Here is a 24,231-nt window from a genome sequence, read left to right as displayed (position 1 = left end):
AAGATGAGAAATCTCTATTCCGAGATAAGTTGAACATAACTATATCATGTTTTTGCAAATAAATAAATAGTCTGACATCCAGTTAACATAATCATACTATCGTTTACTATTTTTCAGGAAAGCTCTCTTCAATTTATGAAGAGAGCTCGTCATATTGTTCTTTTGAGAGAAGAACTTCTCTCGGTTTACTTCCTTCATATGGGCCTACCACGCCTCGCTCTTCCATTGCGTCAATGAGACGTGCCGCCCGGGTATAACCGATGCGAAATCTTCTTTGCAGCATAGAAACAGAAGCCGTCTGCATGCCGATGATCAATTCAACTGCTTCATCATACAGATCATCTTCCACAGCCGCAAGCTGATCCTGCGTTTCTTCGCTCGGAATCATTTCCTCTTGGTATTGTGCTTTTTGCTGTGTAATCACGTGATCAACAACATGTTCCACTTCTTCATCTGATAAAAAGGCGCCTTGCACACGAACCGGCTTGTTTGCACCAACAGGTAAAAACAGCATGTCCCCTCTGCCCAGCAGCTTTTCTGCGCCTCCCATATCAAGGATCGTCCTTGAATCTGTTTGAGAGGATACGCTAAAGGCAATGCGGGACGGGATGTTGGCCTTAATGACACCTGTAATGACATCGACAGAAGGTCTTTGTGTGGCGATAATCAAATGAATTCCCGCAGCACGTGCCATTTGAGAAAGTCTTGTAATGGAATCTTCCACATCAGAGGAAGCGACCATCATTAAATCTGCAAGCTCGTCTACAATGACAACAATATAAGGAAGCTCTGGCTGTTTAGCATCTTCTGTTTGATTCATACGTTTAATGTAATCATTGTATCCTTCAATATTTCTTGTCCCCGTATGCGAAAACAATTCATATCGGCGTTCCATTTCGCTGACTACTTTTTTTAGTGCCTGCGAGGCTTTCTTAGGGTCAGTTACGACAGGAGCCAAAAGGTGCGGAATACCGTTATACACATTTAATTCAACCATTTTCGGATCAATCATCATCATTTTCACTTCATGAGGCTTCGCTCTCATGAGAATGCTTGTGATAATACCATTGATACACACACTTTTTCCGCTTCCAGTCGAACCTGCTACAAGCAAATGCGGCATTTTGTTCATTTCAGCAAGCACAGCTTCACCCGAGATATTACGGCCGAGTCCAATGAGGAGCTTGGCATTTGGACGGTCATTTTGCTTCGATTCTAATACCTCTTTTAGTGAAACCATAGCAATTTCTGCATTCGGAACTTCGATGCCGATGGCTGATTTACCAGGAATCGGCGCCTCAATTCGTATGTCCTTTGCTGCAAGGGCGAGGGCTAAATCATCACTTAGATTGACGATTTTACTGACCTTCACGCCGACATCTGGATATACTTCATATTTGGTCACAGCTGGACCTAAATGAACCTGTGTGACTTTTGCTTTCACACCAAAGCTTTGAAATGTTTTTTCAAGTTTTCTGGCATTTTCATAAATATTTTTCTTATCTGTTTGCTGACCTGAATGCTGGGGCTCTGCCAAAATATCAAGTGACGGCAATTCGTAATCTTTGTTTTCAAGTTCTGTAAATGTCATCGGCGGTGCCTCTTTTGGTTCATCGGCTGTATCTGATTGAACTGGTGCACTTTGCACAGAGTCCTGAAGAGGCGCTGTCTCTTTTGCCGCCTGCTTTTTTTGAACCGTCGGGGTGAGAATGTCATCTCTGTCTGCAAAGCTTGAAATAATCGGCTGGCTATTATCAGAAGACGGGGTTTCCTCTTCGATCAAGATCAGATCATCATCGTCTTCTTCTTCTTGGATGCGTGAACGTTTTTTCTTTTCACCTGTTTTCTGAGAGGACGCGCTCTTTTTCGCCTGCCTGATCCCTTTCATATCTTCAACAAACGCTTTCCACTGCTTCACCATAAATTGTGATAGAGGAATCGTCACTTTTTTCACCATTTCCTGAAGGGATCGGTTTGTAATCAGGACAATTCCAATCAGCATCAGAACAATCGCCATGATTTGCGAACCTGCTTGCGCAAATAAGAAATAAGAAGCAGCAAACAATACGGCACCGATCATGCCGCCCCCTAAATCAGGCGATCCTGTTTCACCTTTCATATCCATCAAGAAAAGCTCAAATGTATTTCTAATCACACTTTGAGAGCCAATGACGCCAGCAGATGAAAGATGCTGAAAGAGCTTCACATGTGACAAAAGCAAGATACTCGCAATGATGCAGTAGAGACCTGCTTTTCTTCTTGTTAAAATATCTGGGATTTGTTTTTTCCAGAAAATCGTCACACCAAAAAGAAATAATCCGATAAGGCAGAGAATGAACCATTCACCTGCAAAGAATCGGAATAGATGTACAAAGGTTTGTCCAACAACGCCCAGCTGTAAAATGGCAATGATCGCTATGGCAATACAGACTAACCCATTTAATTCATATTTCAGTTTTAGCTGTTTATTTTGTTTTTTTCTCGTTTTCCGTTTTCTCTTTTTAGCCATACTCATCACCTTACTACGAAAGAAAATATAACCTACCGAAAGATCAGAAAGAAAGCAGCCTGGTTTTGGCTGCATCTTGTTGTAAGTTTTCCCTTTATTATAGCATAGAATCATTCATATGAGTCGGTTTGATTGGTGCCTAAATGTAACTTCAATCGCTTGCCTGGTGCAAGCTCTTGATTGAGAAAATCCATTGGATTGGTACTCATGACTTGAACGATTTCTGCTTCATCTTCTTTCATTTCTACCATCACTGGCACACCCTGAATGTTTACCTGCTGGAGCTTGCGTTCTCCCTGTTCCTCAGCGTAAATGGCTTCATATGGCATAGGCGTATATAAAATCATTGGATCAGCCCCTCGTTTTGAGATGCCCTGTCTCCGATAAGTTCATTCAACTTTTTAATCGCTTGTCCTACACCGCCCACTTCATTCATGAGTCCGTATTCTGCTGCCTCATGACCAACGACATTTGTTCCGATGTCTCTTGTCAAATTGCCTTTTGAGAACATGAGCTCTTTAAACTTCTCTTCTGTAATGTTGGAGTGGCTTGTGACAAAGTTAATGACTCTTTCCTGCATTTTATCTAAGTATTCAAAGGTTTGCGGAACGCCAATCACAAGACCTGTTAATCGCACAGGATGAATGGTCATCGTAGCTGTTTCTGCAATATACGAATAGTCACACGATACAGCAATCGGGACACCTATCGAGTGGCCGCCGCCAAGCACAATCGAGACAGTTGGCTTTGATAAAGAAGCAAGCATTTCTGCAATCGCAAGTCCCGCTTCAACATCTCCTCCTACTGTATTTAAGATGATCAAAAGACCTTCTATTTTAGGGTTTTGTTCAACGGCTACAATTTGTGGAATAACATGTTCGTATTTGGTTGTTTTATTTTGCGGTGGAAGCTGCATATGGCCTTCAATTTGTCCAATAATGGTGAGGCAATGGATATTTGTATCTTGCGGCAGCTGCGGAACGGCTGTTTCACCAAGCTGCTGTATTTTGCTCATAATGCTGTCTTTTTCTTCTGGCTTTCGCTCAGGCTGCTGTTCATTCTTTTCGTCCATTTGTCTCCATCCTTTCCTCAAACTCTTCTCCTATTATGAACAAATAGGGCATATTCCATCCGCATTCCTCATGCCACATCAAAAAAGCCCAAAGAGCTTATGCTCCTTGGGCTTTATCATCACACTTCCATAATAATTGGAATGATCATCGGCTTACGTTTTGTTTTTTCATATAGGAATTGATTTAGCACATCGCGCATGGATTGTTTCAATGTTGACCATTCAACAACTGAGTTCTCCGTTTGCTCTTTGACAATCTCTTTGACCATTTCTGTTGCTTTCACAATAAGCTCTTCGGATTCTCTTACATAGACAAATCCTCTTGTGATGATTTCAGGTCCAGAAATTAATTGTTTCTTTTGTTTATCGAGCGTAATGACAACAATCAAGATGCCGTCTTGAGACAAAAGGCGTCTATCGCGTAACACGATGTTTCCGATATCACCAACGCCAAGACCATCGATCAAAATGTTTCCTTGGTGAACTTTTTCACCGATTTTGACGTTCTGTCCTCTAAACTCAACAACATCTCCTTTATCAATCAAGAAAATGTCACTGCGTTTCATACCTACTTCTTCAGCAATACGAGAATGTGCTTTTTGCATACGATATTCGCCATTCACCGGAATTAAATACTTCGGTTTTAGTAAGTTCAGCATTAGCTTTAACTCTTCTTGGCAGCCATGTCCAGATACATGCACACGTTTTTGCGCAAAAATGACTTGTGCTCCGCTTCTTGTAAGGAAATCCACTGTTTTAGAGTATGTGAGTTCTTGTCCAGGAAGAGGTGTAGATGCAATCACAACCGTGTCATCTTTTTCAATATGAAGCTGTTTGTGATTTTGCTTCGCCATTTTTGTTAAAGCAGCAAGCGGCTCTCCGTGGCTTCCAGCGGTCAGGATGACCACGTCGTTTTTCGCCATTTTCTTCACTTCTTGAACGGGTACAAATAATTCTTCGTCTGCTGTAACATAACCAAGCTTGATCGCCAGCTGAAGGGTTGTCATCATATTCTTCCCTGCAACGGCAAGCTTACGGCCATTTTGATTTGTTGCATTAATGATCTGCTGCACGCGGTTAATATTAGATGAAGACACAGCAACAATCACACGATTTTCAGCATTGTACATCGCATTTGAGATTTCGTCTTGGACGAGCGCCTCAGAAGGTGTATAGCCTGGTTTTTCAGCATTTGCACTGTCTGAAAGTAGTGCTAAAACGCCATTGTTTCCAATTTTCGCAATCTCTCCGATGTCACAGGCTTGGTTAAGCGCTGGGGTTTGATCAAATTTAAAATCACCTGTGCATACGATTGAACCAAGAGAGGTTTTGAAGCTGATCCCAACTGAATCAGGAATGCTGTGATTCGTTCTAAAGAACGATACTTTTGTTGTTTCAAAAGTAATAACTGATTTTGCATGTACCTCACGCAAATCAGCTTTTTGATTGAAGCCATACTGCTTTAATTTTTCTCGAAGTAACGCAAGGGTCAGCTTCGTTCCGTAGACTGGTACAGACAATTTGCTCAAGCAATGGAATACGCCTCCGATTGCTTCATCATGTCCGTGGGTAAGAAAAATTGCTTTCACCCGATCAGCACGCTCTGTTAAATAAGAGATATCAGGAATGACGACGTCAATGCCCAGCATTTCATTTTCTGGATGCATTAAACCTGCATCTACTACATATATGTCCGAATCAATCTCAATGACATATAGGTTTTTTCCGATTTCTCCAACGCCTCCGAGTGCAATAATTCTTACGTTCTCTGTATTTTTCTTTTTCAAAATTCTTATCCTCCTAGTCTCAAGCCCGTCCATCATCGCTTAATGCTATTATAACTGAATCTAATTTTAGAAAACAAGATGAAGTCACATTTTAAGAAAGTGTTTATGTATAAAAAACGGTCATACTCAGGGACATCTGAGAATGACCGCTTACGAAATCTTTTGTTTTGATCAGCTGTTTAAAACGCTGCTTAAATCCAGTCTCTCTTCTTCTGACAAAGGCAAAAGCGGCAGACGAACAGATCCAACGTCTAGTCCTTTCAGCTGAAGGGCTGTTTTGACAGGTGTTGGATTTGGCGCTGAGAAAAGCTGTTTCATGATTGGAAGCAGCTTTTGATGGATCAATGCTGCATTCGCTGTCTGGCCTGAAGCATAGCTTTTCAACATTTGCTGCATATCCAGTCCTACGATATGAGACGCAACCGAGACAACTCCTTTTGCACCAACAGATACAGCTGGAAGTGTTAAGCTGTCGTCCCCTGAATATACGTCGAAATCTTCTGGCGTCTCTGCAATGATTTTTGTCATAGCATCAAGATCGCCGCTTGCTTCTTTAATGGCAACAATGTTAGGTATTTGCGCAAGCTTAATCGTTGTTTCTGGTGCTAATGAAGCTGCCGTTCTTCCTGGTACATTGTAAAGCATGACAGGAAGAGATGTAGACTCGGCAATGGCTTTAAAGTGTGCATACATGCCTTCCTGTGATGGCTTGTTGTAATAAGGTACGACAAGCATCACTGCATCAACGCCCGCTTCTTCTGCTTTTTTCGTTAGTTTGATAGACGCATTTGTATTATTACTGCCTGTTCCTGCAATGATTTTACAACGACCATTTGCTAATTTGACCGATTGCTGAAAAAGAGCGACTTTTTCTTCATTCGATAAAGTTGGCGATTCGCCTGTTGTCCCTGCAACGACTAAGGAGTCACTGCCGTTTTTTAATAAGTAATCAATGAGAATTGATAGCTTTTGGAAATCGATGTTGCCCTTTTTATCAAAAGGTGTAATCATAGCTGTTGCGATATTTCCGAAATTCATTTTTTTCACCTCATCATGATTCAATCACATTTATCTTGAAAGTTCAAACACTTCATGCAGGGCATTGACAGCCGCTCTCATGTTTTCTTCGTTCACTAACACCCAAATGGTCGTATGACTGTCAGCCGATTGTAAAATCGGAATGTTTTGCTCGGATAGAGCCGTTACAATTTTCGATGTGACACCTGGTACACCCATAATGCCTGCGCCAACAGCTGATACTTTTGCACAATTTGTTGTCACAATTGGTGTATAGCCAAGATCTTTTAGGATCGACGTTGCCTTTTCAGTCATTGCACCTGTCACTGTATACACAATTTCACTCGGTGTGATGTTGAAGAAGTCGACACTGATTTGTGCGTTTGCCATTGCTTTGAAGACCTCTGTTTGTACGCTGTACTGTCCTTCTTTTGCAGGGACTTTGATTTGCGTCACATCATTGACATGTGCAATACCCGTAATGAGGCGGTCGTACACATCATGGCTCATTTTATCTGAGTAGTGTGATGTAACGAGTGTGCCCTCATCATCAGAGTATGTTGAACGGACCCTCATTGGTACTTTTGCCTGCATCGCAATTTCGACAGCTCGCGGGTGAATGACTTTTGCCCCTTGATATGCGAGGTTGCAAATTTCCGTATATGTCACGACTCTCAGCGGTTTTGCATTTTCAACAATACGGGGATCTGCTGTCATAACGCCTTCTACATCTGTAAAAATATCAATAAAGTCTGCCTGCAATGCAGCGCCTAAAGCAGCTGCGGACGTATCACTGCCACCTCGTCCGATTGTTGTCACGTCTCCATTTTTCGCAGCTCCCTGGAACCCAGCGACAACGACAACATCATGTTCAAACAGTGCTGCTTCCAGACGTTCGCATTTCATGTCAATTATTTTCGCACTTGTATGCTCCTTATCTGTCACAAAGCCCGCCTGAGCTCCAGTCATCGCTACAGCCTTTAGACCGTTTTCATTCAGCATACTTGAAAACACAACAGCTGAGATATTCTCTCCGCAGGAAACAAGCAAGTCTTTTTCTCTGTTTGTCATATGCTGCGCGCTGCCGTAAAGCAGACCAAGCAACGTATCTGTCGCATAAGGATCACCTTTTCGTCCCATTGCAGAAACGACAACAACCGACTTATAGCCTTTCTCTTTTGCAGATAAGATATGTGCAAGTGCCCTTTTTCTACCTTGATCATCTTTGACAGATGTACCGCCAAATTTTTGGACAATTATTTTCACTGTTTTCACTCCAAGTTCATTCTGACGTAACAGAAGAGAGCAGGCGAAAGATGCCTAACTCTCTTCTGTTCGTCCTCATCATCCATTGAATGTTAAACTAATTTTAATGCTTTTAAGCTTTCTGCAATTTGAACTGAGTTCCATGCAGCGCCTTTAAGCAGGTTATCAGATACAATCCACATATGGAACCCGTTTGGACGGTCCAAATCTTTCCGAATGCGGCCGACAAATACGTCGTTTTTCCCAACAGCATCTGCAGGCATTGGATAAATTTGCTGAGACGGATCATCTTGCAGCGTAATTCCTGGTGCATCTTTTAGAATTGATTTGAGATCTTCCACTGTTGCATCATTGGATTCTAGTTCGACGTAGACAGATTCTGAATGACCTGTTTCAATTGGAAGTCTCACACATGTTGCCGCTACTTCCAGCTCAGGCATATGCATGATTTTTTTCGTTTCGTTGATCATTTTCATTTCTTCGAATGTATAACCGTTGTCTTGGAATTTATCAATTTGCGGGATTGCATTAAATGCAATTTGATAAGGCATGACTTCTGGTGTTACATCTTCTTTATTTAAAATGGCTTGTGATTGACTGTATAGTTCGTCAATGGCTTCATGTCCCGCACCTGATACTGCTTGATACGTAGAGACAATGACTTTTTTCATTCCATACGCCTGACGAAGCGGTTCTAATGCCGCTACCATTTGAATCGTTGAACAGTTAGGGTTTGCAATGATCCCTTGATGATCATGCAAATCTTTTTCGTTTACCTCTGGTACGACAAGAGGGATGTTTTCGTCCATACGAAAAGCACTTGTGTTGTCAACAACAATCGCACCTCGTTTGACTGCTTCAGGAGCCAGCGCTTTAGAAACATTTCCTCCAGCACTGAATAATGCAATGTTCACTCCTTCAAAGCTTTCAGGTGTTGCTTCCTGAACAGTGTACTCTTGACCTCTGAATGTCACTTTTGTTCCAGCAGAACGTTTTGAGGATAGTAGAGTAAGTGTATCCATTTCAAAATCTCTGTCAGCTAGTGTTTTTAACATTTGTTGACCGACAGCTCCAGTCGCTCCAACTACAGCTACATGCAATCCTCTTCCCATCAGTAAAACTCCTTCCGACCCATCCATAATTCTTTTCTTTCGGATGGCCATCCTATGACTTTTTACATTTTATTTTACCATAGAAAAGCAAGGCTTGAAGCATCTTTTTTGAATCTTTCATGATTTTCTAGTGAATCTATTATTCGTTTGGTCCAATTAAAATTGGTTGAATTTGTCTATGCTGGAGTGCCTCTTCTACTGTTTGAGATAGCAGATCCATGTTCGCGACCATAGAGGTCGGTTTTTTGAATGGATCATCCTGACCAAACGGAATAAAGAAAATATTTTTTGTTGACATGAGCCTCATCAGATTTGTACCATTTAAACCTAACGCATCATTTGTTGAGATACCTAAAACGACAGGTCGATGATTCCGTATAGTTGCTTTAGCAGCCATTAAAACAGGACTGTCTGTCATGGCATTTGCAAATTTCGCCATCGAGTTTCCAGTTAAAGGAGCAATGACCATACAATCAAGCGGCAGCTTAGGCCCGAGCGGCTCTGCTTTCACGATTGAGTCAATCGCTTGAAATCCAGTCAGCTTCTCAATCCGCTCGATCCACTCGGCTCCATCTCCAAATCTCGTATTCGTGCTCTGCACCGTGTACGACACCACTGGACGCACCTCTGCCCCTTCTTTTACAAGCGCTTCGATTTGCGGAAAAACAGCCTCATACGTACAGTGGGAACCTGTTAAACCAAAGCCGATTCTTTTCCCTTTTAATGTTGTCATGATTCCATCCCCCTTTTTTCCTCCGCAAGTTCACATAAAAGCCCGGAAAGCACTTTTGCAATGATTTGTCCTGCTGTCTTTGGTGCAACAATCCCCGGGAGTCCTGGTGCAAGAAGTGCCTTCACTCCGTGCTTTTGTGCAAAGTCAAAGTCTGTTCCGCCTGGGCGTGAGGCGATATCCAAAATGAGTGTCTTTGGTGTCATGCTGACGATGACAGATGAATCTAATACAAGACTTGGAATGGTATTGATGATAATATCAACATCCGTTACTTCCTCTTTTAACTGGTCCATTGAAAATGGATGAAGCCCCATCTCAAATGCCCGCGCTAAATGTGCTGTGTCTGCCGCCCCTACTTTTACGTCTGCCCCTAGTGCCCGAAATGTGCGGGCAATGGTGAGTCCTGTTCTTCCAAGTCCGAGAACAGCGACATGAGACCCGTGAATCGTATAGTCCGTTTGCTGAATGGCCATCATGATAATTCCTTCAACTGTTGGAATAGAGTTATATATGGCAATATCATCTCGCTCAAACAGCTTCACAAGCTTCCGGTTCACCTGCTTTGCCAGATTGTCTAAGTACGTATTTGAAATACCTGAGTACAAGATACAATGGGCAGGGGTTCTTTCTAAATATTTAGCTTCCAGCAAGACCTGCTCGTTTGAAAAAACGGTAGCAACAGCGCCTTCATCCGTTGTCCCAGATACTGGCAGGATCATACTGTCTACTTGTTCGAATGGAAGTTCAGACATTTTCAGCTTTTCAGCACCAATAAATCCATGATCCAGCTGGTCAAATCCAACTAAAAATACTTTGGCATGCTGCTGTGACAACTTGCGAATAATTTCAAGCTGCCTTGCATCTCCCCCGATCACCGCAACTGTTAAACCGCTCAACATACTGACCGTTCACCTTCTTTATTTAAAAAAGTCTGTAATATTTTCTGAATCTCCCTTTCAGCATATGAGGAGAGGATTCAGCCTGTGAACGAATCAGAGAGAGAAAAGAAAAAGAGCACCCATTATTTCGGGTGCTCTTTTTCTCCGTGCGGCTGAAGTTCTTCAGGCACATCGAGAATGATCATATCTGATCCTATTTTTTGAATGTGATTCCACGGGACGCGGATGTCATTTCCTTGTTTTCGAAAGCCAAACCACTTTACGGAAGGTATAATGAGTGCTGTAATTTGACCGTCCTGTTCATTGATTTCAAGGTCGGTTTGTCCAAGCACGCCAAGCCGCTCCGCTCTTTTAATATCGACGATCTCTTTTCCTGACAGTTCACTCAGCCTCAAAATCGCATCACTTCCCTTCCGTATCATATATGCAGCAAAAGGAAGAAATAGACCGTCCTGCTCTTTTCAAGTTATGTATAATGTGAGTTGGTATACCAAACAGGCTTAAGTTGATGAAAGCAATTATGATCTTTTAGCATTCTCTCCACTCGTTTCACCATGTCTTTTACATGTCCCGGATCATAGGAAAGCGTCCAGATGATAGATGAAAAGCAGCTCATTGCTGTATAGATGGAAAAAAGAAGCCAAAAATCGTTTGTTGTGGACTGCATACTCACGTATTGATCCAGTTGTCCAGCTGAGAACGGAATGCTGCTTTCTCGACTAAATAAGGACAATTTATAAAAGTCATGAACCGGGTCGCCCCAGTCGGATTGATCGAAATCAATCACACCGGCATATTGATTACCTTGTATGATGATATTCCCTAAATGAAAATCATCATGCTGGAACTGGTTAGGCCTCTCTTTTACCGCATCAACATTCGACTTGATAAAATCTAATACAAACTGATCTTTGGAAAACGTCACGCCACTTGATTGATAGGCATGTACATACCGTTCATGTTTTGCCATGACTTTCTCATCCCACGGACGAACATGAGAAGGTGCACGGCATGTATGCATCAAACTTAGCTCTCTGGCTGCCCGCCTCCCGATTTCATACTGCTCTTCATTTGTAAGTAGATGGATGGAGTCTCTAGCATTCTCGCCTTCGATAAAGGAGAAAATACGATAGGTACAGTTTAGTTCAGCACTCATTCCAATCTCAATCACTTCAGAACAAAGAACCCCTCGATCTTTTAAATTCCGCTGAAATGATGCTTTTCTTTTATAGCGCGAATACGTTTGAATGTCTGATAACTTAAGCACCAGCTTTTCACTAGATGATATTGTAACCAAAAAGGTGCGATCTCCCGAAAAACCAGATGTCATGGCTTGGAAAGAAATAGCTTGTGTCAGAAGTGGAGAGAGCTGTTTCAGCTTTTCATGTTCCATGAAAGCAGAACCCCTTTCTTCTTTACCTACAATAAAACGGCAGACTTTTTTGAGTCTGCCGTGTTGTTTACATTATGATGGCTGATCACCCGTCGGACTAATAAGCGAGAGCGCATAATCTTCTGTAAAGATGCGTTTAGATAAGTTATTTACGCCATCTAATGTGACGCTGTTGATTTCATCAATAATTTCATCGAGTGTCCGATGTTTGCCAAGGAGCAGTTCATTTTTACCGTTTCGGCTCATTTTGCTGTTTGTGCTTTCAAGGCTGAGCATAAGGTTGCCTTTCATTTGCTCCTTAGAGTTCTCTAGTTCTTTCTGCGTGATTCCTTCACGCTTTAAGACGTCTAATGTTTGTAAGATGGTCTCAGAGAGCAGGTTTAGCTGCTTCGCTCCAGTTCCGCCGTAAATCGTCAGCATTCCATTATCTGCAAATGAACTGTGATAGCTGAAGACGGAATAAGCAAGTCCTTTGTCCTCTCTTACATCTTGGAATAATCGGCTGCTCATGCTTCCGCCAAGAACATTATTTAAGACGATTAAGTCATAGATGCCCTTATCTCCAGCTGGAAGGCCATTAAAGCCCAGACATAGGTGCGCTTGTTCCGTTTCCTTTTTGCGTGTGAGCTTGTCATAATGAAATGCTGGAGCTTCTACAGGCTGCTTTTTCCCTTTTCCTTCATAAGAACCGAACAGCTTTTCAACTTCATGAATAAAAGTCTCATCTACGTTCCCTGCAACAGAGATCACGACGCGGTCCGGCGTATAGAATTCATCCATATATTTTCTAAGTGAGTCTCCGTTAAAGGTAGAGAGTGTTTCCTCTGTTCCTAAAATCGGATATCCTAATGAATGATCCCCATAAATGGCTTTGCTTAATAAATCATGAACGATGTCATCAGGAGTATCCTCATACATTTTAATTTCTTCGTACACCACATTTTTTTCTTTTTTCAGCTCTTCTTCATCAAAAGCTGAGTGAAAGAACATGTCGCTTAATACATCGAGGGCGTAGCCAGCATGTGAATCAAGCACCTTCGCATAATAGCAAGTGTATTCTTTTGATGTAAAGGCATTCACTTGACCACCAATGCGGTCAAAGGATTCTGCGATATCACGTGCAGATCTTGTCTTTGTCCCTTTAAAGAACATATGCTCTAAAAAGTGTGAGATCCCATTAATTTCAGGTGTCTCATGTCTAGAGCCTGTGCCAATCCAAACGCCAATTGCGACAGACCTTACAGTGGGATTGTTTTCGAGTACAATTCTTACTCCGTTTTGGCATGTATACGTTTTGACCAAGTTTTGCTCCTCCTATTCAACAAACAGATCGCATCACGGATGTCTTTTTTCACTTAGGAGGTCAGAAACCGTCCCTAATTCATATCCTCTTTCCTTGATTTGAGTGATAAGTGCGTCAAGACTTTTCGCTGTTGCATCTGTTGGATGCATTAATATCATCGCCCCATTGTGAATTTTCCCAAGCACCCGCTTTTGTAAAATAGCCGGGGATGGTTTTTGCCAATCGATGGTGTCTACTGTCCACATAATGGTTTCCATGCCTTCTTGTTTGGCAAGCTTGACTGTTTCTTCTTTAAAGCTGCCGCTTGGAGGCGCAAACCATTTTGGTTTCTTCCCAAGGGATTCTTCAATTTGACGATTTGTTTTCGTTATCTGCTCTAATGCTCGTTCTCTTGTCAGTGTGCGCATATCTGGGTGATTGTATGAATGATTTCCAATTTCATGACCATCTGCCACGATTTTTTTAGCAAGCTCTGTGCTTTTTTTCACCCATTTGCCTTCTAAGAAAAAGGTCGCCTTGACTTGATGCTTTTCCAGCGTTTTTAACATGTTGATTAAATGCTCGTCACCCCAAGCTACGTTGATGAGGAAGGCATTCATTTTTTTATCTGGATGTCCCTTATAAATGGGCTCTGCACCAAGCTCATGTAAATGAATAGATGGTTTTGTTTCATTAAAAACAAGCAGCTTTTCATCGAATGACCCCTGTTTCTTCATTTTTTCATAAGAGGCATCGATATCAACTGTCTGTCCATTTAAGCCAGGCATCTTTTTCCACACTTTATCAATCTTAGCATTTTGCGCCTTTACTTCATAGTCAGAAGACTTCGATTCAATTTCCTGAAATAAAATATCTTTTGAAACAGATGCAACCTCGGCATGCTCTTTCATTGATTCAATATATGTAACAGCAGCCGGCTGCTTCATCGTTTGATATGACACGAGCAGTAAAAATACAAACACAATGAATGGTAATGTTTTTTTCAATGGTTGTCCCTCCCCTTTACCACAAATTATGATGGGGAGAAACAAGCTAGAACTATTGTTAGCGCAAGAAAAGAAAGAAGCCTGGCACGGATACCTGGCTTCTAACACATTTTATTTGATCTCATTAAGACTGCTTTTCTTCTTTTTCCTTTTCTTCACGTAAAACAGCTTTCCGAGAAAGGTTCACACGGCCTTGTTTATCGATTTCAGTGACTTTGACAAGTAATTCATCGCCAAGTTTCACGACATCTTCTACTTTGCCCACACGCTCAAGCGCAAGCTCAGAAATATGAACAAGTCCATCTTTTCCGCTGAAGATTTCAAGGAAGGCACCGAATTTTTCAATGCGTTTGACTTTACCTAAGTAAAGCTGTCCTACTTCAACTTCTCTCACAAGATCTTCAATGATTTTCTTCGCTTTTTGGTTCATATCTTCTTCTGTAGAAGATATGAAGATTGTACCATCTTGTTCAATATCGATTTTCACACCGGTATCTTCAATAATTTTATTGATTTGTTTACCGCTTGGTCCAATGACATCGCGAATTTTATCAGGATTGATTGTCATCGTTAAGATTTTAGGTGCATAACGAGACAATTCTCCTCTAGAAGCAGGAATCGTTGACAGCATGCTGTCTAAGATTTCCATTCTTCCTTTTTTCGCTTGTTGAAGAGCCTCTTCTAAGATGTCTTTTGACAAGCCATCGATTTTGATGTCCATTTGAAGGGCTGTGACACCTTTTGATGTACCTGCAACTTTAAAGTCCATATCTCCAAGTGCATCTTCCATTCCTTGAATGTCTGTCAGCACTGTGTAGTATTCCCCAGATTTCACAAGTCCCATTGCAATCCCTGCAACTGGTGCTTTAATTGGAACACCCGCATCCATCATCGCAAGTGTACTTGCGCAAATACTTGCTTGTGAAGTAGATCCGTTAGATTCTAATACCTCTGAAACGAGGCGAACCGTATAAGGGAAATCTTTTTCGGATGGAATGACTGGTTCTAGTGCACGTTCACCTAGTGCACCATGTCCGATCTCACGACGGCCTGGACCGCGCATTGGACCTGTCTCACCAACACTGAATTGCGGGAAGTTGTAATGGTGCATGAAGCGTTTTGATTCTTCAACACCTAGACCATCAAGAATTTGCACATCGCCAAGTGCACCTAATGTACAAATACTGAGCGCCTGTGTTTGTCCTCTTGTAAATAGGCCTGAACCGTGCGTTCTTGGCAGAAGTCCTACTTCTGAAGAAAGTGGACGGATTTGATCTACGCCGCGTCCATCTGGACGTACTTTCTCTTCAGTGATCAGACGGCGAACTTCGTTTTTGACAAGCTTGTTTAATACATCTTTCGCTTGTTTAATCGTTGCTTCGTCACGTTCTTCTGCTTCAAACTTCTCAACTACAGCTTTTTTCACAGCACTGATCGCATCCTCACGCGCATGCTTCTCATGTACTTGAATCGCTTTCAGCAGGTCAGCTTCAGCAAGTGCTTTTACTTCGTCTGCTAACGTTTGATCTACTTCATATAAAGGAATATCGATTTTTTCTTTACCGACTGCCTTCACAATTTCTTCTTGGAATTCGATTAAGCGTTTGATCTCTTGGTGACCGTACATGATCGCTTCAAGCATTGTCTCTTCTGGTACTTCATCAGCACCAGCTTCTACCATGTTGATCGCATCTTTTGTTCCGGCAACCACAAGATTGATGTCACTTTGTTCAAGCTGCTCCACATTTGGGTTAATGATCAGCTTTCCATCCACTCGTCCTACTGTAACGCCGGCGATTGGTCCCTCAAATGGAATGTCAGACACACATAAAGCTAAAGATGAGCCAAACATTGCAGCCATTTCAGATGAACAATCTTGATCCACACTCATGACGATACTAATGACTTGTACTTCGTTTCTAAATCCATCTGCAAACAGCGGACGAATTGGTCTGTCAATTAAGCGGCTCGCAAGGATAGCCTTTTCACTTGGACGGCCTTCTCTTTTAATGAAGCCGCCAGGAATTTTACCTACTGCGTATAGTCTTTCTTCGTAGTTCACAGTGAGCGGGAAGAAATCAAGTGGTTTTGGTTCTTTAGAAGCTGTTGCTGAGCTAAGCACAGCCGTATCTCCGTAGCGTACGAGGACCGCTCCGTTTGCTTGCTTTGCAAGCTGGCCAGTTTCAACTGTCAGTTGACGTCCAGCCCAGTCTATGGTGAAGACATGTTTCTCTTGTCCCATTCTGAGATAAACTCCTCTCTTATCGTAAAATTTTAGTTAGTTCTTATTATGAACAAAATGATTTTCACATATCAATGTGAAAGCTGTATGTAGAAGGGTATTTGCCATTCTTTCAACATTTTAACCATAAAATATTAGTGATTATACGATAAAAAAGCGGGAATCCTCCCGCTTTTTACGATTATCGACGTAAGCCTAGTTTGTTAATTAACTCACGGTAACGAGTTACGTCTTTATTACGTAGATACGTAAGAAGATTACGACGTCTACCTACCATTTTCAAAAGACCGCGACGTGAGTGGTGATCTTTCTTATGAGTACGTAAATGCTCGTTCAAGTTGTTAATTGATTCTGTTAGGACAGCGATCTGAACTTCTGGAGATCCAGTATCAGATTCGTGTGTTTTGAACTCATTAATTAATTGCGTTTTACGCTCTTGAGTAATTGCCATCCTGTTTCACCTCCAAATCATGTTAGCCCCATCTACCTCGCAGCCGTCGGTGAAGTCGGCCTGCCAAGTAAGTGGTTTTAAAGCTACAGGAATTATCATACTAAAAATATGCTGAATTTGCAAATGGTAGAGCAGTTTTTCTATGATTTTTTTGTTTGCTTATGCTGATCTTGAAAAAACTGAATCGCTTCCTCTTTATCTTGACTGATTTGAGCCGTCAGCTCCTGGATTCCGTTAAATTTTCGTTCACTTCGAATGCGCTTGAACCATTGTAATTTAATCGGCTGGCCATATATTTCTTCGTTAAAATCAAAGAGGTTTACTTCAATGGCAGGCTGATCAGGACGTTTTTCATAAAATGTTGGTTTATAGCCAACATTACAAACACCGTCATATACTTTACCTTTTACTTCTGCTCTTACTGCATATACCCCTGTTGGCGGAATAATGTATTCAGCAGATAAGCCGACATTAGCTGTCGGAAACCCGATCGTCCGTCCGCGTTTGTCTCCATGGATGACAATGCCGCGAAGCTGATAAGGTTTTCCTAAAAGCTCGCTCACATATTCAACATCCCCATTTTTTAATGCGGAACGGATGAGAGTGGAGCTGACTTTTCGGTCTTGATTGGACAGCTTAGGTACGATGGTTGCATTGATACGGCCTTTTCCGTATTCATCGAACGTTTCCATTGTGCCTGCACCAAAACGGCCAAACGTAAAATCAAACCCCGCTACTGCGTGCTTCACATTCAATTCATCCAAATATTGATCCACAAATTCTTGAGGAGATAGAGCTGCAAAGCTCTCGCTGAATTGTACGATGTATAAATAGTCAGCGCCCAGCTGTTCGATAAAATCAATTTTATCCTCAAGCGGTGTAATTAAGTCTTTTGGTTCCCGTGCCTTTTGCAAAACATGTGATGGATGCGGATGAAAGGTCATGACTGCTAAGGCCAATCCTTCTTTTTCCGCAATGCTTTTCGCTTTGTCAATGACTTTTTGATGCCCAAGGTGAACACCGTCAAAGTACCCTAAAGCCATGACAGACGGGACTTGATCCTTTTGATTCAATGTATGTGGGTGTGAAATATGTATAGTCTTCACGAGATGTCACCTTTTCTTTAAGATTGCTTGTCCTGAGATAAGATCTTCGCCGGCTTCATCAGGTTCTGTTTGGTCGGGTGCTTCATATATATCGCCAGACAACGGCCTGAAGGAGCAAAAACAGCGACACGATCCGCCTCTGCGAAATGAGCAAATTCATCAGGCATTGGCAGGACTGCACCGTTTTCCACTTTACTTGCTAATGTATCATTTATCTCCCATTTCGGCAAATGATTGAGCGCACGCTCGATCGGGACAAGGTGCTCATCTACAGTTCCTTCCTCGCTTATATCTCGCAGCTCATCCAGCGTGATACATTCATCAAGTGTAAAATCACCAGACCCTGTACGAATGAGATGTGACATGTGGGCTGGAAACCCTAGTTTCTTCCCGATATCAACCGCTAAGGTCCTCACATACGTTCCCTTTGAGCATAGAACGGTAAACCTAAATGACACGCTACCATCCTCATATGTGACAGGTGTAGTCCGCTCGATACGGTGAATAGTAATTTCTCGGCTCGGCCGCTCAATTTCAATGCCTTCTCTTGCATATTCATAGAGCTTTTTCCCGCCAATTTTCACAGCAGAAAACATGGGAGGAATTTGTTCTATGGTTCCTTCAAACTGCTTCAGCGCCTCATCAATTTCTTTTTCTGAGATCGGTTTTTCCACCTTTTTTTCTTCTACGATCTCACCTGTTTGGTCTTCTGTTGTTGTAGAAAAGCCAATCGTGATCTCCGCATCATACGTTTTCGATTTATCTGTTAAGTATTCTACAATCTTCGTTGCTCTTCCGATACAAATAGGCAGAACACCTGAAACCTCTGGGTCGAGGGTGCCTGTATGGCCGACTTTTTTTGTGTGCAAAATTTTTCTTACTTTAAACACACAGTCGTGTGAGGTCATGCCTCTTTCTTTATGTAATAAAAGAACACCATTTATCATCTGCGTTCTCTCCTTTCATAAACGATGAAAAAGGACAGACGATCATCGCCTATCCTTATTTCAACATCTTATTCGTGATCTTTTGTGTTTAATTCAGCAATCAGGCTTTCAATTCGATTTCCGTAATCTACAGATTCGTCGAATTCAAAGTGCAGTTCTGGTGTTTTGCGAAGTCTGATTCGATTGCCAATTTCAGAGCGGATGTACCCTTTAGCCTTTGCAAGACCTTTTAAGGTTTCCTCTCTTTTCTTCTCGTCGCCAAGAACTGAAATGTAGACTTTGGCAATTTGCAAATCACCGGATACTTCGACATCAGTTACAGTCAAAAAGCCGATTCTTGGATCTTTTAGCTTTCTGCCTAAGATGTCGCCCAATTCTTTTTTCATTTGCTCACCCACACGGGTTGCTCTCATACTCATGATCTTATCACCTCTAATTAAAACCACTCAGTTTTCGTGATCGTTCGTTCAATTTCAGGAAAAGAATCGATAAAGCTTAATACACGCTGAAGCTCCTTTTCCACTTGAACCCGAGATGAGGAAATCACGGCGATTCCGATTGATGTACGCTGCCATGTATCCTGGTAATCCATTTCAGCAATGGTTACATTGAATTTATGACGCGTTCTTGTCAATATTCGCTGAAGAACCGCACGTTTTTCCTTCAGTGAGGATGCATCATAGATCATGCACTCACATTCGGTATAACCGATCATTTTCTTTCGATTTCTTGCATAACGAATGATTCCATGACATCACCTTCACGGATATCATTGTATTTCTTAATGGTAATACCACATTCATAGCCTTGTGAAACTTCTTTCACATCATCTTTAAATCGTTTTAACACGTCAACTTCGCCTTCAAAAATAACGACGCCGTCACGGATTAAGCGGATTCCGCTATCTCTTGTAATCGTTCCTTCAGTTACATAACCGCCAGCAATTGTACCGATTTTAGATACTTTGAACGTTTGACGGACTTCAACTTGACCGATGACTTTTTCTTCATATTCAGGGTCAAGCATTCCTTTCATCGCAGCTTCAATTTCATCGATGACTTTATAGATAATGCGGTGCAAGCGGATATCAACGTTCTCAGTCTCAGCTGTGCTCTTCGCATTTCCATCAGGACGTACGTTAAAGCCAATCACGATGGCATTAGAAGCACTTGCTAAAATGATGTCTGATTCTGTAATCGCTCCAACACCCGTATGGATGATTTTCACTTTTACGCCTTCGACTTCAATTTTTTGAAGAGCTGCTGTTAATGCTTCAGCAGAGCCTTGTACGTCTGCTTTCACGATCAAGTTGATATCTTTTACGTCACCTTGTTTGATTTGCTCAAATAGGTCGTCTAGAGATAATTTTGCTTTATCTGAACGCTGTTCGTCCAGCTGTTTAGAAGCACGCGCCTCACCGACTTGACGAGCTGTTTTTTCATCTTTGAATACGAGGAACTGATCCCCTGCATTCGGTACATCGTTTAAACCAGTGATTTCAACAGGTGTAGATGGTCCTGCTGTTTTCACGCGGCGGCCGATGTCATTGACCATTGCACGTACACGGCCAAATGTATTTCCGACAACGATTGGGTCACCTACATGAAGTGTACCTGTTTGAACAAGAAGGGTTGCAACAGAACCTCTTCCTTTATCAAGCTCAGCCTCGATGACAGTCCCTTTTGCCGCACGATTAGGGTTGGCTTTCAGTTCTGCTACTTCGCTGACAAGAAGGATCATTTCGATCAATTCGTCAATGCCTTCACCTGTTTTCGCAGATAGTGGAACGAAAATGGTTTCGCCGCCCCAAGCTTCTGGTACAAGACCATGCTCAGTTAATTCCTGCATCACGCGGTCAGGGTTCGCTGTTGGTTTGTCAATTTTGTTAACAGCGACAATGATTGGCACTTCTGCCGCTTTCGCATGGTTAATCGCTTCAATTGTTTGAGGCATGACACCATCATCTGCTGCAACGACTAGAATTGTCGTATCCGTTACTTCGGCACCACGTGCACGCATCGTTGTAAATGCTGCGTGTCCAGGTGTATCAAGGAACGTAATTTTTTTGCCGTTTTCTTCAATTTGGTATGCACCGATATGCTGCGTGATTCCACCTGCTTCGCCTTCGACGACTTTTGTCTTACGAATGCTGTCAAGAAGAGTTGTTTTCCCGTGGTCAACGTGTCCCATGATCGTTACAACTGGAGGGCGTACTTGCATATCTTCTTCTTTATCTTCAACTTCATACTTTTCAAGTTCAGTTTCTTCTAAAATAATGACTTCCTCTACTGGAACACCATATTCAGAAGCGATTAATTCAACTGTATCTTTATCAAGTTCTTGGTTGATCGTTGCCATGACACCAAGCATCATCAGCTTTTTGATGATTTCAGCTGTTTCTTTTCCAAGCTCATCAGCCAGCTGGCCGACAGTCATTGAATTTGTAAATTCAATTTTTTCAGGAAGCTCTTTTTTAGGCTTCACAGGTCTAGCTTGCTGATGCTGCGGTTTGTTATTTCCACCGCGTTTATTTTTGTTTTTATTTTGGTTGTTGTTTTTTTTGTTTTTATTAAATTGATTATTCTGCACGTCATTCTTCTTTCTATCATTGTTTTTGTTAGATGATTGTTTTTTTTGTTCTGCGGGTTTCTCGTTAGCTGTCTCTTTTGCTTTGGCTTTTTTATAGATAGCGTCTAGCTTTTTCACAGTGTCGTCTTCAAGCGTCGCCATGTGGTTGTTCACTTCCACGTTCATATCCTTAAGCGCTGCTATAATATCTTTACTTGAAACATCTATGGCTTTTGCGTATTCATATACTCTCACTTTAGCCATTCGTTCACCCCCAAATAAATTAATCGAGCAAGCTTATGAGCTTCTTAGCGAAGCCTTGGTCAGTGACAGCGACAACTACGCGAGCTTCTTTCCCAATAGAACGTCCGAGAACGGAACGGTCTTCAACTTTTCTAACCGGAACATTATAAAATTTGCATTTGTCAGATACCTTTTTCTCTGTGTTAGATGAGGCATCTGCTGCAAGAAGAACCAGCTTAGCACGCGCATGTCTAATTTCTTTGATCACCAGATCTTCTCCTGACACGACTTTACGAGCTCGATTTGCTAGACCAAGCAAAGGATACCATTCAGATTCATTCATTAGGTTTTTTCACCTTTTCAGCTAGTTCTAGTAATTCTTCAAATATGTGTTCGTCAATCTGTGTCTGAAATTGCTGCTGTAAACTGCGTTTGTTCTTTGCCGCAAGAATGGTTTCTTTATCGAGAGAAAGGTAAGCTCCGCGTCCGTTCATTTTTCCGGTAGCGTCAACAGACACTTCTCCTTCTTTAGAACGAACAACACGGATCAGTTCTTTCTTTGGTTTCATTTCTCCCGTCACGACGCATTTTCTAAGCGGGATTTTTTTTCGGCTTTTCACCTTTAATATCACCTCTTATTCGTCAGATTCCTCAGCTACTGGTTCAGCCTCTAAGAAAAGAGATTCAGAGTCTTCAGTTCTTGGGAAAATACCGAGTTCCCTTGCATCTGTTTCGCTTTTAATGTCGATTTTCCAGCTAGTCAGCTTCGCTGCAAGGCGGGCATTTTGACCTCTTTTACCAATCGCTAATGACAGCTGATAATCAGGGACAATGACTGTTGTCGCCTTGTCTTCTTCATTCACAATGACATCAAGTACTTTTGATGGACTGAGCGCATTGGCAACAAATTCAACCGGGTCATTAGACCAATGGACAATGTCAATTTTTTCGCCTTTTAGCTCATTGACAATTGCTTGTACACGCTGACCTTTTGGTCCAACACAGGAGCCAACTGGATCAACATCAGGATCATCTGTACGAACAGATATTTTAGAACGGTCCCCAGCTTCTCTAGCAACCGATTTAAGCTCTACAGTACCATCATAAATTTCTGGTACTTCAATTTCAAATAAACGCTTTAAAAGACCTGGATGTGTTCTAGACACATAAATTTGTGGTCCTTTTGTTGTTTTTTCTACTTTTGTAATGAACACTTTAATGCGGTCATGTGGTTTGTATTCTTCATTTGGCATTTGTTCATTGACAGGAAGAAGGGCTTCGATTTTGCCAAGTGACACGTAAATAAATTTACTGTCAATCCGCTGAACGATTCCCGTCATAATGTCTTCCTCGCGGTCGATGAACTCAGTGTAGATCACACCACGCTCTGCTTCTCTCACTCGCTGCGTCACAACTTGTTTCGCTGTCTGAGCTGCAATGCGTCCGAAGTCTTTTGGTGTGACTTCAATCTCAACGACGTCACCAACCATGTAATTCGGGTTAATATTGGCTGCATCATCTACAGAGATTTCAAGGCGAGAATCATACACTTCATCTACAACATCTTTTCTTGCGAACACACGAATTGTTCCCGTTTCGCGGTTTAAATCAACACGAACATTTTGTGCTTGATTAAAATTACGCTTATATGCAGAAATGAGTGCAGCTTCTATCGCTTCAATTATAATTTCTTTACTAATACCCTTCTCTTTCTCAAGAACAGTCAGGGCATCTAACAACTCACTACTCATTTTTATGGTTCCCCCTTATATCAATGAAAAGGTTAATTGAACGAAACTGCTAATCTTGCGTTAGCTATTTTTTCGTATGGAATATTGATCTCTTTCTTTCTTGTCTTGATCTTCACTGTCACTGTTGCAATCTCACCATCAAAGCTTGTAAGCTCACCTTCAAATGCTTTTTCACCATCAATTGGTTCATATGTTTTCATGAAAACATTTTTTCCAAGTGCTTTTTCAAAATCAGCTTTTTTCTTTAATGGGCGCTCCGCTCCAGGAGAGGACACTTCAAGAAAGTAGTTTTGGCTAATCGGATCTGCCTCATCAAGCTTTTCGCTCAAGGCTTCGCTCACTTTGGCACACTCTTCGATATCGACACCTTTATCAGAGTCAATAAACACGCGAAGGAACCAGTTTTGACCCTCTTTGACAAATTCAACATCAACGAGTTCAAGCTGTAAGCCATCTAAAATTGGCTGCACCATTTCGCTTACGACATCCACTACTTTTTTGCTCATTCTCTTCCTCCTTGTGCTTTCGATAAACGCTCTTATCAATCATTCTGCATAAAAACCCTGCTTTATGTGAGCAGGGGGAGCAGAAAACGGATGAATAATGTCGAGACAAAAATTGCCTGTTCAATACAAAAGAGCGGGTTTCCCCACTCTTGTCTCGGTAATCGTTAGCATTTCCATAAAAACTATACCATATCCAATTTTTTTATGCAAATGAAGTTCCTCCTTATAATAGGTACTTGCTCAACGATTACTGCAGCATGTTCAGTACCATTAATACCTCTCTCTTCCTTTATATATAAACGGAAAGCCACTATGAATAGAGCGGACTGGTAATAATGCA

Annotated in this window: 24 protein-coding genes; all 24 read right to left on the bottom strand. The window is 41.8% G+C overall.

What is annotated here, in order from left to right; all coding sequences use genetic code 11:
• Positions 1–133 precede the first annotated feature (133 nt).
• The 24 genes from ASE42_RS09170 to rimP all read right to left on the bottom strand — a co-directional run bounded on the left by ASE42_RS09170 (position 134) and on the right by rimP (position 23,891).
• Positions 134–2,509: an FtsK/SpoIIIE family DNA translocase gene (locus ASE42_RS09170; protein WP_056766489.1), complete on the bottom strand. Its 2,376-nt coding sequence runs from the start codon at positions 2,507–2,509 to the stop codon at positions 134–136.
• Between the two features lie 110 nt (positions 2,510–2,619).
• Positions 2,620–2,856 (bottom strand): YlzJ-like family protein, encoded by a 237-nt coding sequence (locus ASE42_RS09165; RefSeq protein WP_008344712.1) that lies wholly within the window; start codon positions 2,854–2,856, stop codon positions 2,620–2,622.
• Positions 2,853–3,581 carry a ClpP family protease gene (locus ASE42_RS09160; RefSeq protein ID WP_024424124.1) on the bottom strand — a complete coding sequence of 243 codons (729 nt, stop codon included), beginning with the start codon at positions 3,579–3,581 and terminating at the stop codon, positions 2,853–2,855. The genes ASE42_RS09165 and ASE42_RS09160 overlap by 4 nt, the downstream gene beginning before the upstream one ends.
• A 119-nt stretch (positions 3,582–3,700) precedes the next feature.
• A complete protein-coding gene (gene rnjB, locus ASE42_RS09155; RefSeq protein WP_056766486.1) occupies positions 3,701–5,368 on the bottom strand; it encodes a ribonuclease J2 in 1,668 nt (555 codons plus the stop codon).
• A gap of 171 nt (positions 5,369–5,539) precedes the next feature.
• On the bottom strand, positions 5,540–6,406 hold the full coding sequence (gene dapA, locus ASE42_RS09150; protein ID WP_024427012.1) for a 4-hydroxy-tetrahydrodipicolinate synthase: 867 nt from the start codon (positions 6,404–6,406) through the stop codon (positions 5,540–5,542).
• 30 nt (positions 6,407–6,436) lie between these two features.
• A complete protein-coding gene (gene dapG / locus ASE42_RS09145) occupies positions 6,437–7,651 on the bottom strand; it encodes an aspartate kinase (protein ID WP_056766484.1) in 1,215 nt (404 codons plus the stop codon).
• Between the two features lie 92 nt (positions 7,652–7,743).
• Positions 7,744–8,763 (bottom strand): aspartate-semialdehyde dehydrogenase, encoded by a 1,020-nt coding sequence (asd, locus tag ASE42_RS09140; RefSeq protein ID WP_024427010.1) that lies wholly within the window; start codon positions 8,761–8,763, stop codon positions 7,744–7,746.
• A gap of 139 nt (positions 8,764–8,902) precedes the next feature.
• A complete protein-coding gene (gene dpaB, locus ASE42_RS09135) occupies positions 8,903–9,496 on the bottom strand; it encodes a dipicolinate synthase subunit B (protein ID WP_024427009.1) in 594 nt (197 codons plus the stop codon).
• The gene (gene dpaA / locus ASE42_RS09130; RefSeq protein ID WP_041117424.1) at positions 9,493–10,395 is read right to left on the bottom strand and encodes a dipicolinic acid synthetase subunit A; all 903 of its coding nucleotides are present in this window, start codon (positions 10,393–10,395) and stop codon (positions 9,493–9,495) included. The genes dpaB and dpaA overlap by 4 nt, the downstream gene beginning before the upstream one ends.
• Before the next feature lie 122 nt (positions 10,396–10,517).
• Complete coding sequence (locus ASE42_RS09125; RefSeq protein WP_056766481.1) at positions 10,518–10,790, bottom strand: YlmC/YmxH family sporulation protein; 273 nt, start codon at positions 10,788–10,790, stop codon at positions 10,518–10,520.
• A 71-nt stretch (positions 10,791–10,861) separates the two neighbouring features.
• Positions 10,862–11,788, bottom strand: a complete 927-nt coding sequence (locus ASE42_RS09120; RefSeq protein WP_056766479.1) for an aminoglycoside phosphotransferase family protein — start codon at positions 11,786–11,788, stop codon at positions 10,862–10,864.
• Between the two features lie 72 nt (positions 11,789–11,860).
• The gene (locus ASE42_RS09115) at positions 11,861–13,090 is read right to left on the bottom strand and encodes a M16 family metallopeptidase (RefSeq protein WP_056766477.1); all 1,230 of its coding nucleotides are present in this window, start codon (positions 13,088–13,090) and stop codon (positions 11,861–11,863) included.
• Positions 13,091–13,123: 33 nt separating this feature from the next.
• Positions 13,124–14,077, bottom strand: coding sequence for a polysaccharide deacetylase family protein (locus ASE42_RS09110; RefSeq protein WP_056766474.1), 954 nt, complete (start codon positions 14,075–14,077; stop codon positions 13,124–13,126).
• A 124-nt stretch (positions 14,078–14,201) separates the two neighbouring features.
• A complete protein-coding gene (gene pnp, locus ASE42_RS09105; protein WP_024424134.1) occupies positions 14,202–16,319 on the bottom strand; it encodes a polyribonucleotide nucleotidyltransferase in 2,118 nt (705 codons plus the stop codon).
• 181 nt (positions 16,320–16,500) lie between these two features.
• Positions 16,501–16,770: a 30S ribosomal protein S15 gene (rpsO, locus tag ASE42_RS09100; protein WP_008354438.1), complete on the bottom strand. Its 270-nt coding sequence runs from the start codon at positions 16,768–16,770 to the stop codon at positions 16,501–16,503.
• A gap of 140 nt (positions 16,771–16,910) precedes the next feature.
• A complete protein-coding gene (gene ribF, locus ASE42_RS09095; RefSeq protein WP_056766472.1) occupies positions 16,911–17,876 on the bottom strand; it encodes a bifunctional riboflavin kinase/FAD synthetase in 966 nt (321 codons plus the stop codon).
• 17 nt (positions 17,877–17,893) lie between these two features.
• A complete protein-coding gene (gene truB / locus ASE42_RS09090) occupies positions 17,894–18,823 on the bottom strand; it encodes a tRNA pseudouridine(55) synthase TruB (protein WP_024427004.1) in 930 nt (309 codons plus the stop codon).
• A 68-nt stretch (positions 18,824–18,891) separates the two neighbouring features.
• Positions 18,892–19,242, bottom strand: a complete 351-nt coding sequence (rbfA, locus tag ASE42_RS09085) for a 30S ribosome-binding factor RbfA (protein ID WP_007499525.1) — start codon at positions 19,240–19,242, stop codon at positions 18,892–18,894.
• 17 nt (positions 19,243–19,259) lie between these two features.
• A complete protein-coding gene (locus ASE42_RS09080; protein ID WP_024424137.1) occupies positions 19,260–19,538 on the bottom strand; it encodes a DUF503 domain-containing protein in 279 nt (92 codons plus the stop codon).
• Positions 19,535–21,655, bottom strand: a complete 2,121-nt coding sequence (gene infB, locus ASE42_RS09075; protein WP_025092597.1) for a translation initiation factor IF-2 — start codon at positions 21,653–21,655, stop codon at positions 19,535–19,537. The genes ASE42_RS09080 and infB overlap by 4 nt, the downstream gene beginning before the upstream one ends.
• Before the next feature lie 19 nt (positions 21,656–21,674).
• The gene (locus tag ASE42_RS09070) at positions 21,675–21,977 is read right to left on the bottom strand and encodes a YlxQ family RNA-binding protein (protein WP_024424138.1); all 303 of its coding nucleotides are present in this window, start codon (positions 21,975–21,977) and stop codon (positions 21,675–21,677) included.
• Complete coding sequence (rnpM, locus tag ASE42_RS09065) at positions 21,970–22,254, bottom strand: RNase P modulator RnpM (protein WP_024424139.1); 285 nt, start codon at positions 22,252–22,254, stop codon at positions 21,970–21,972. Before rnpM ends, ASE42_RS09070 begins: the two co-directional genes overlap by 8 nt.
• Before the next feature lie 15 nt (positions 22,255–22,269).
• A complete protein-coding gene (gene nusA / locus ASE42_RS09060; RefSeq protein WP_024424140.1) occupies positions 22,270–23,385 on the bottom strand; it encodes a transcription termination factor NusA in 1,116 nt (371 codons plus the stop codon).
• A 32-nt stretch (positions 23,386–23,417) separates the two neighbouring features.
• Positions 23,418–23,891 (bottom strand): ribosome maturation factor RimP, encoded by a 474-nt coding sequence (rimP, locus tag ASE42_RS09055; protein WP_003211398.1) that lies wholly within the window; start codon positions 23,889–23,891, stop codon positions 23,418–23,420.
• Positions 23,892–24,231 lie beyond the last annotated feature (340 nt).

The sequence above is a fragment of the Bacillus sp. Root920 genome (assembly GCF_001429445.1).
In the GTDB taxonomy this organism is placed as follows: Bacteria; Bacillota; Bacilli; order Bacillales; family Bacillaceae; genus Bacillus; species Bacillus safensis.
The sequence above is the reverse complement of the archived record's forward strand: the minus strand, read 5'-3'. Positions and strand labels throughout refer to the sequence as shown.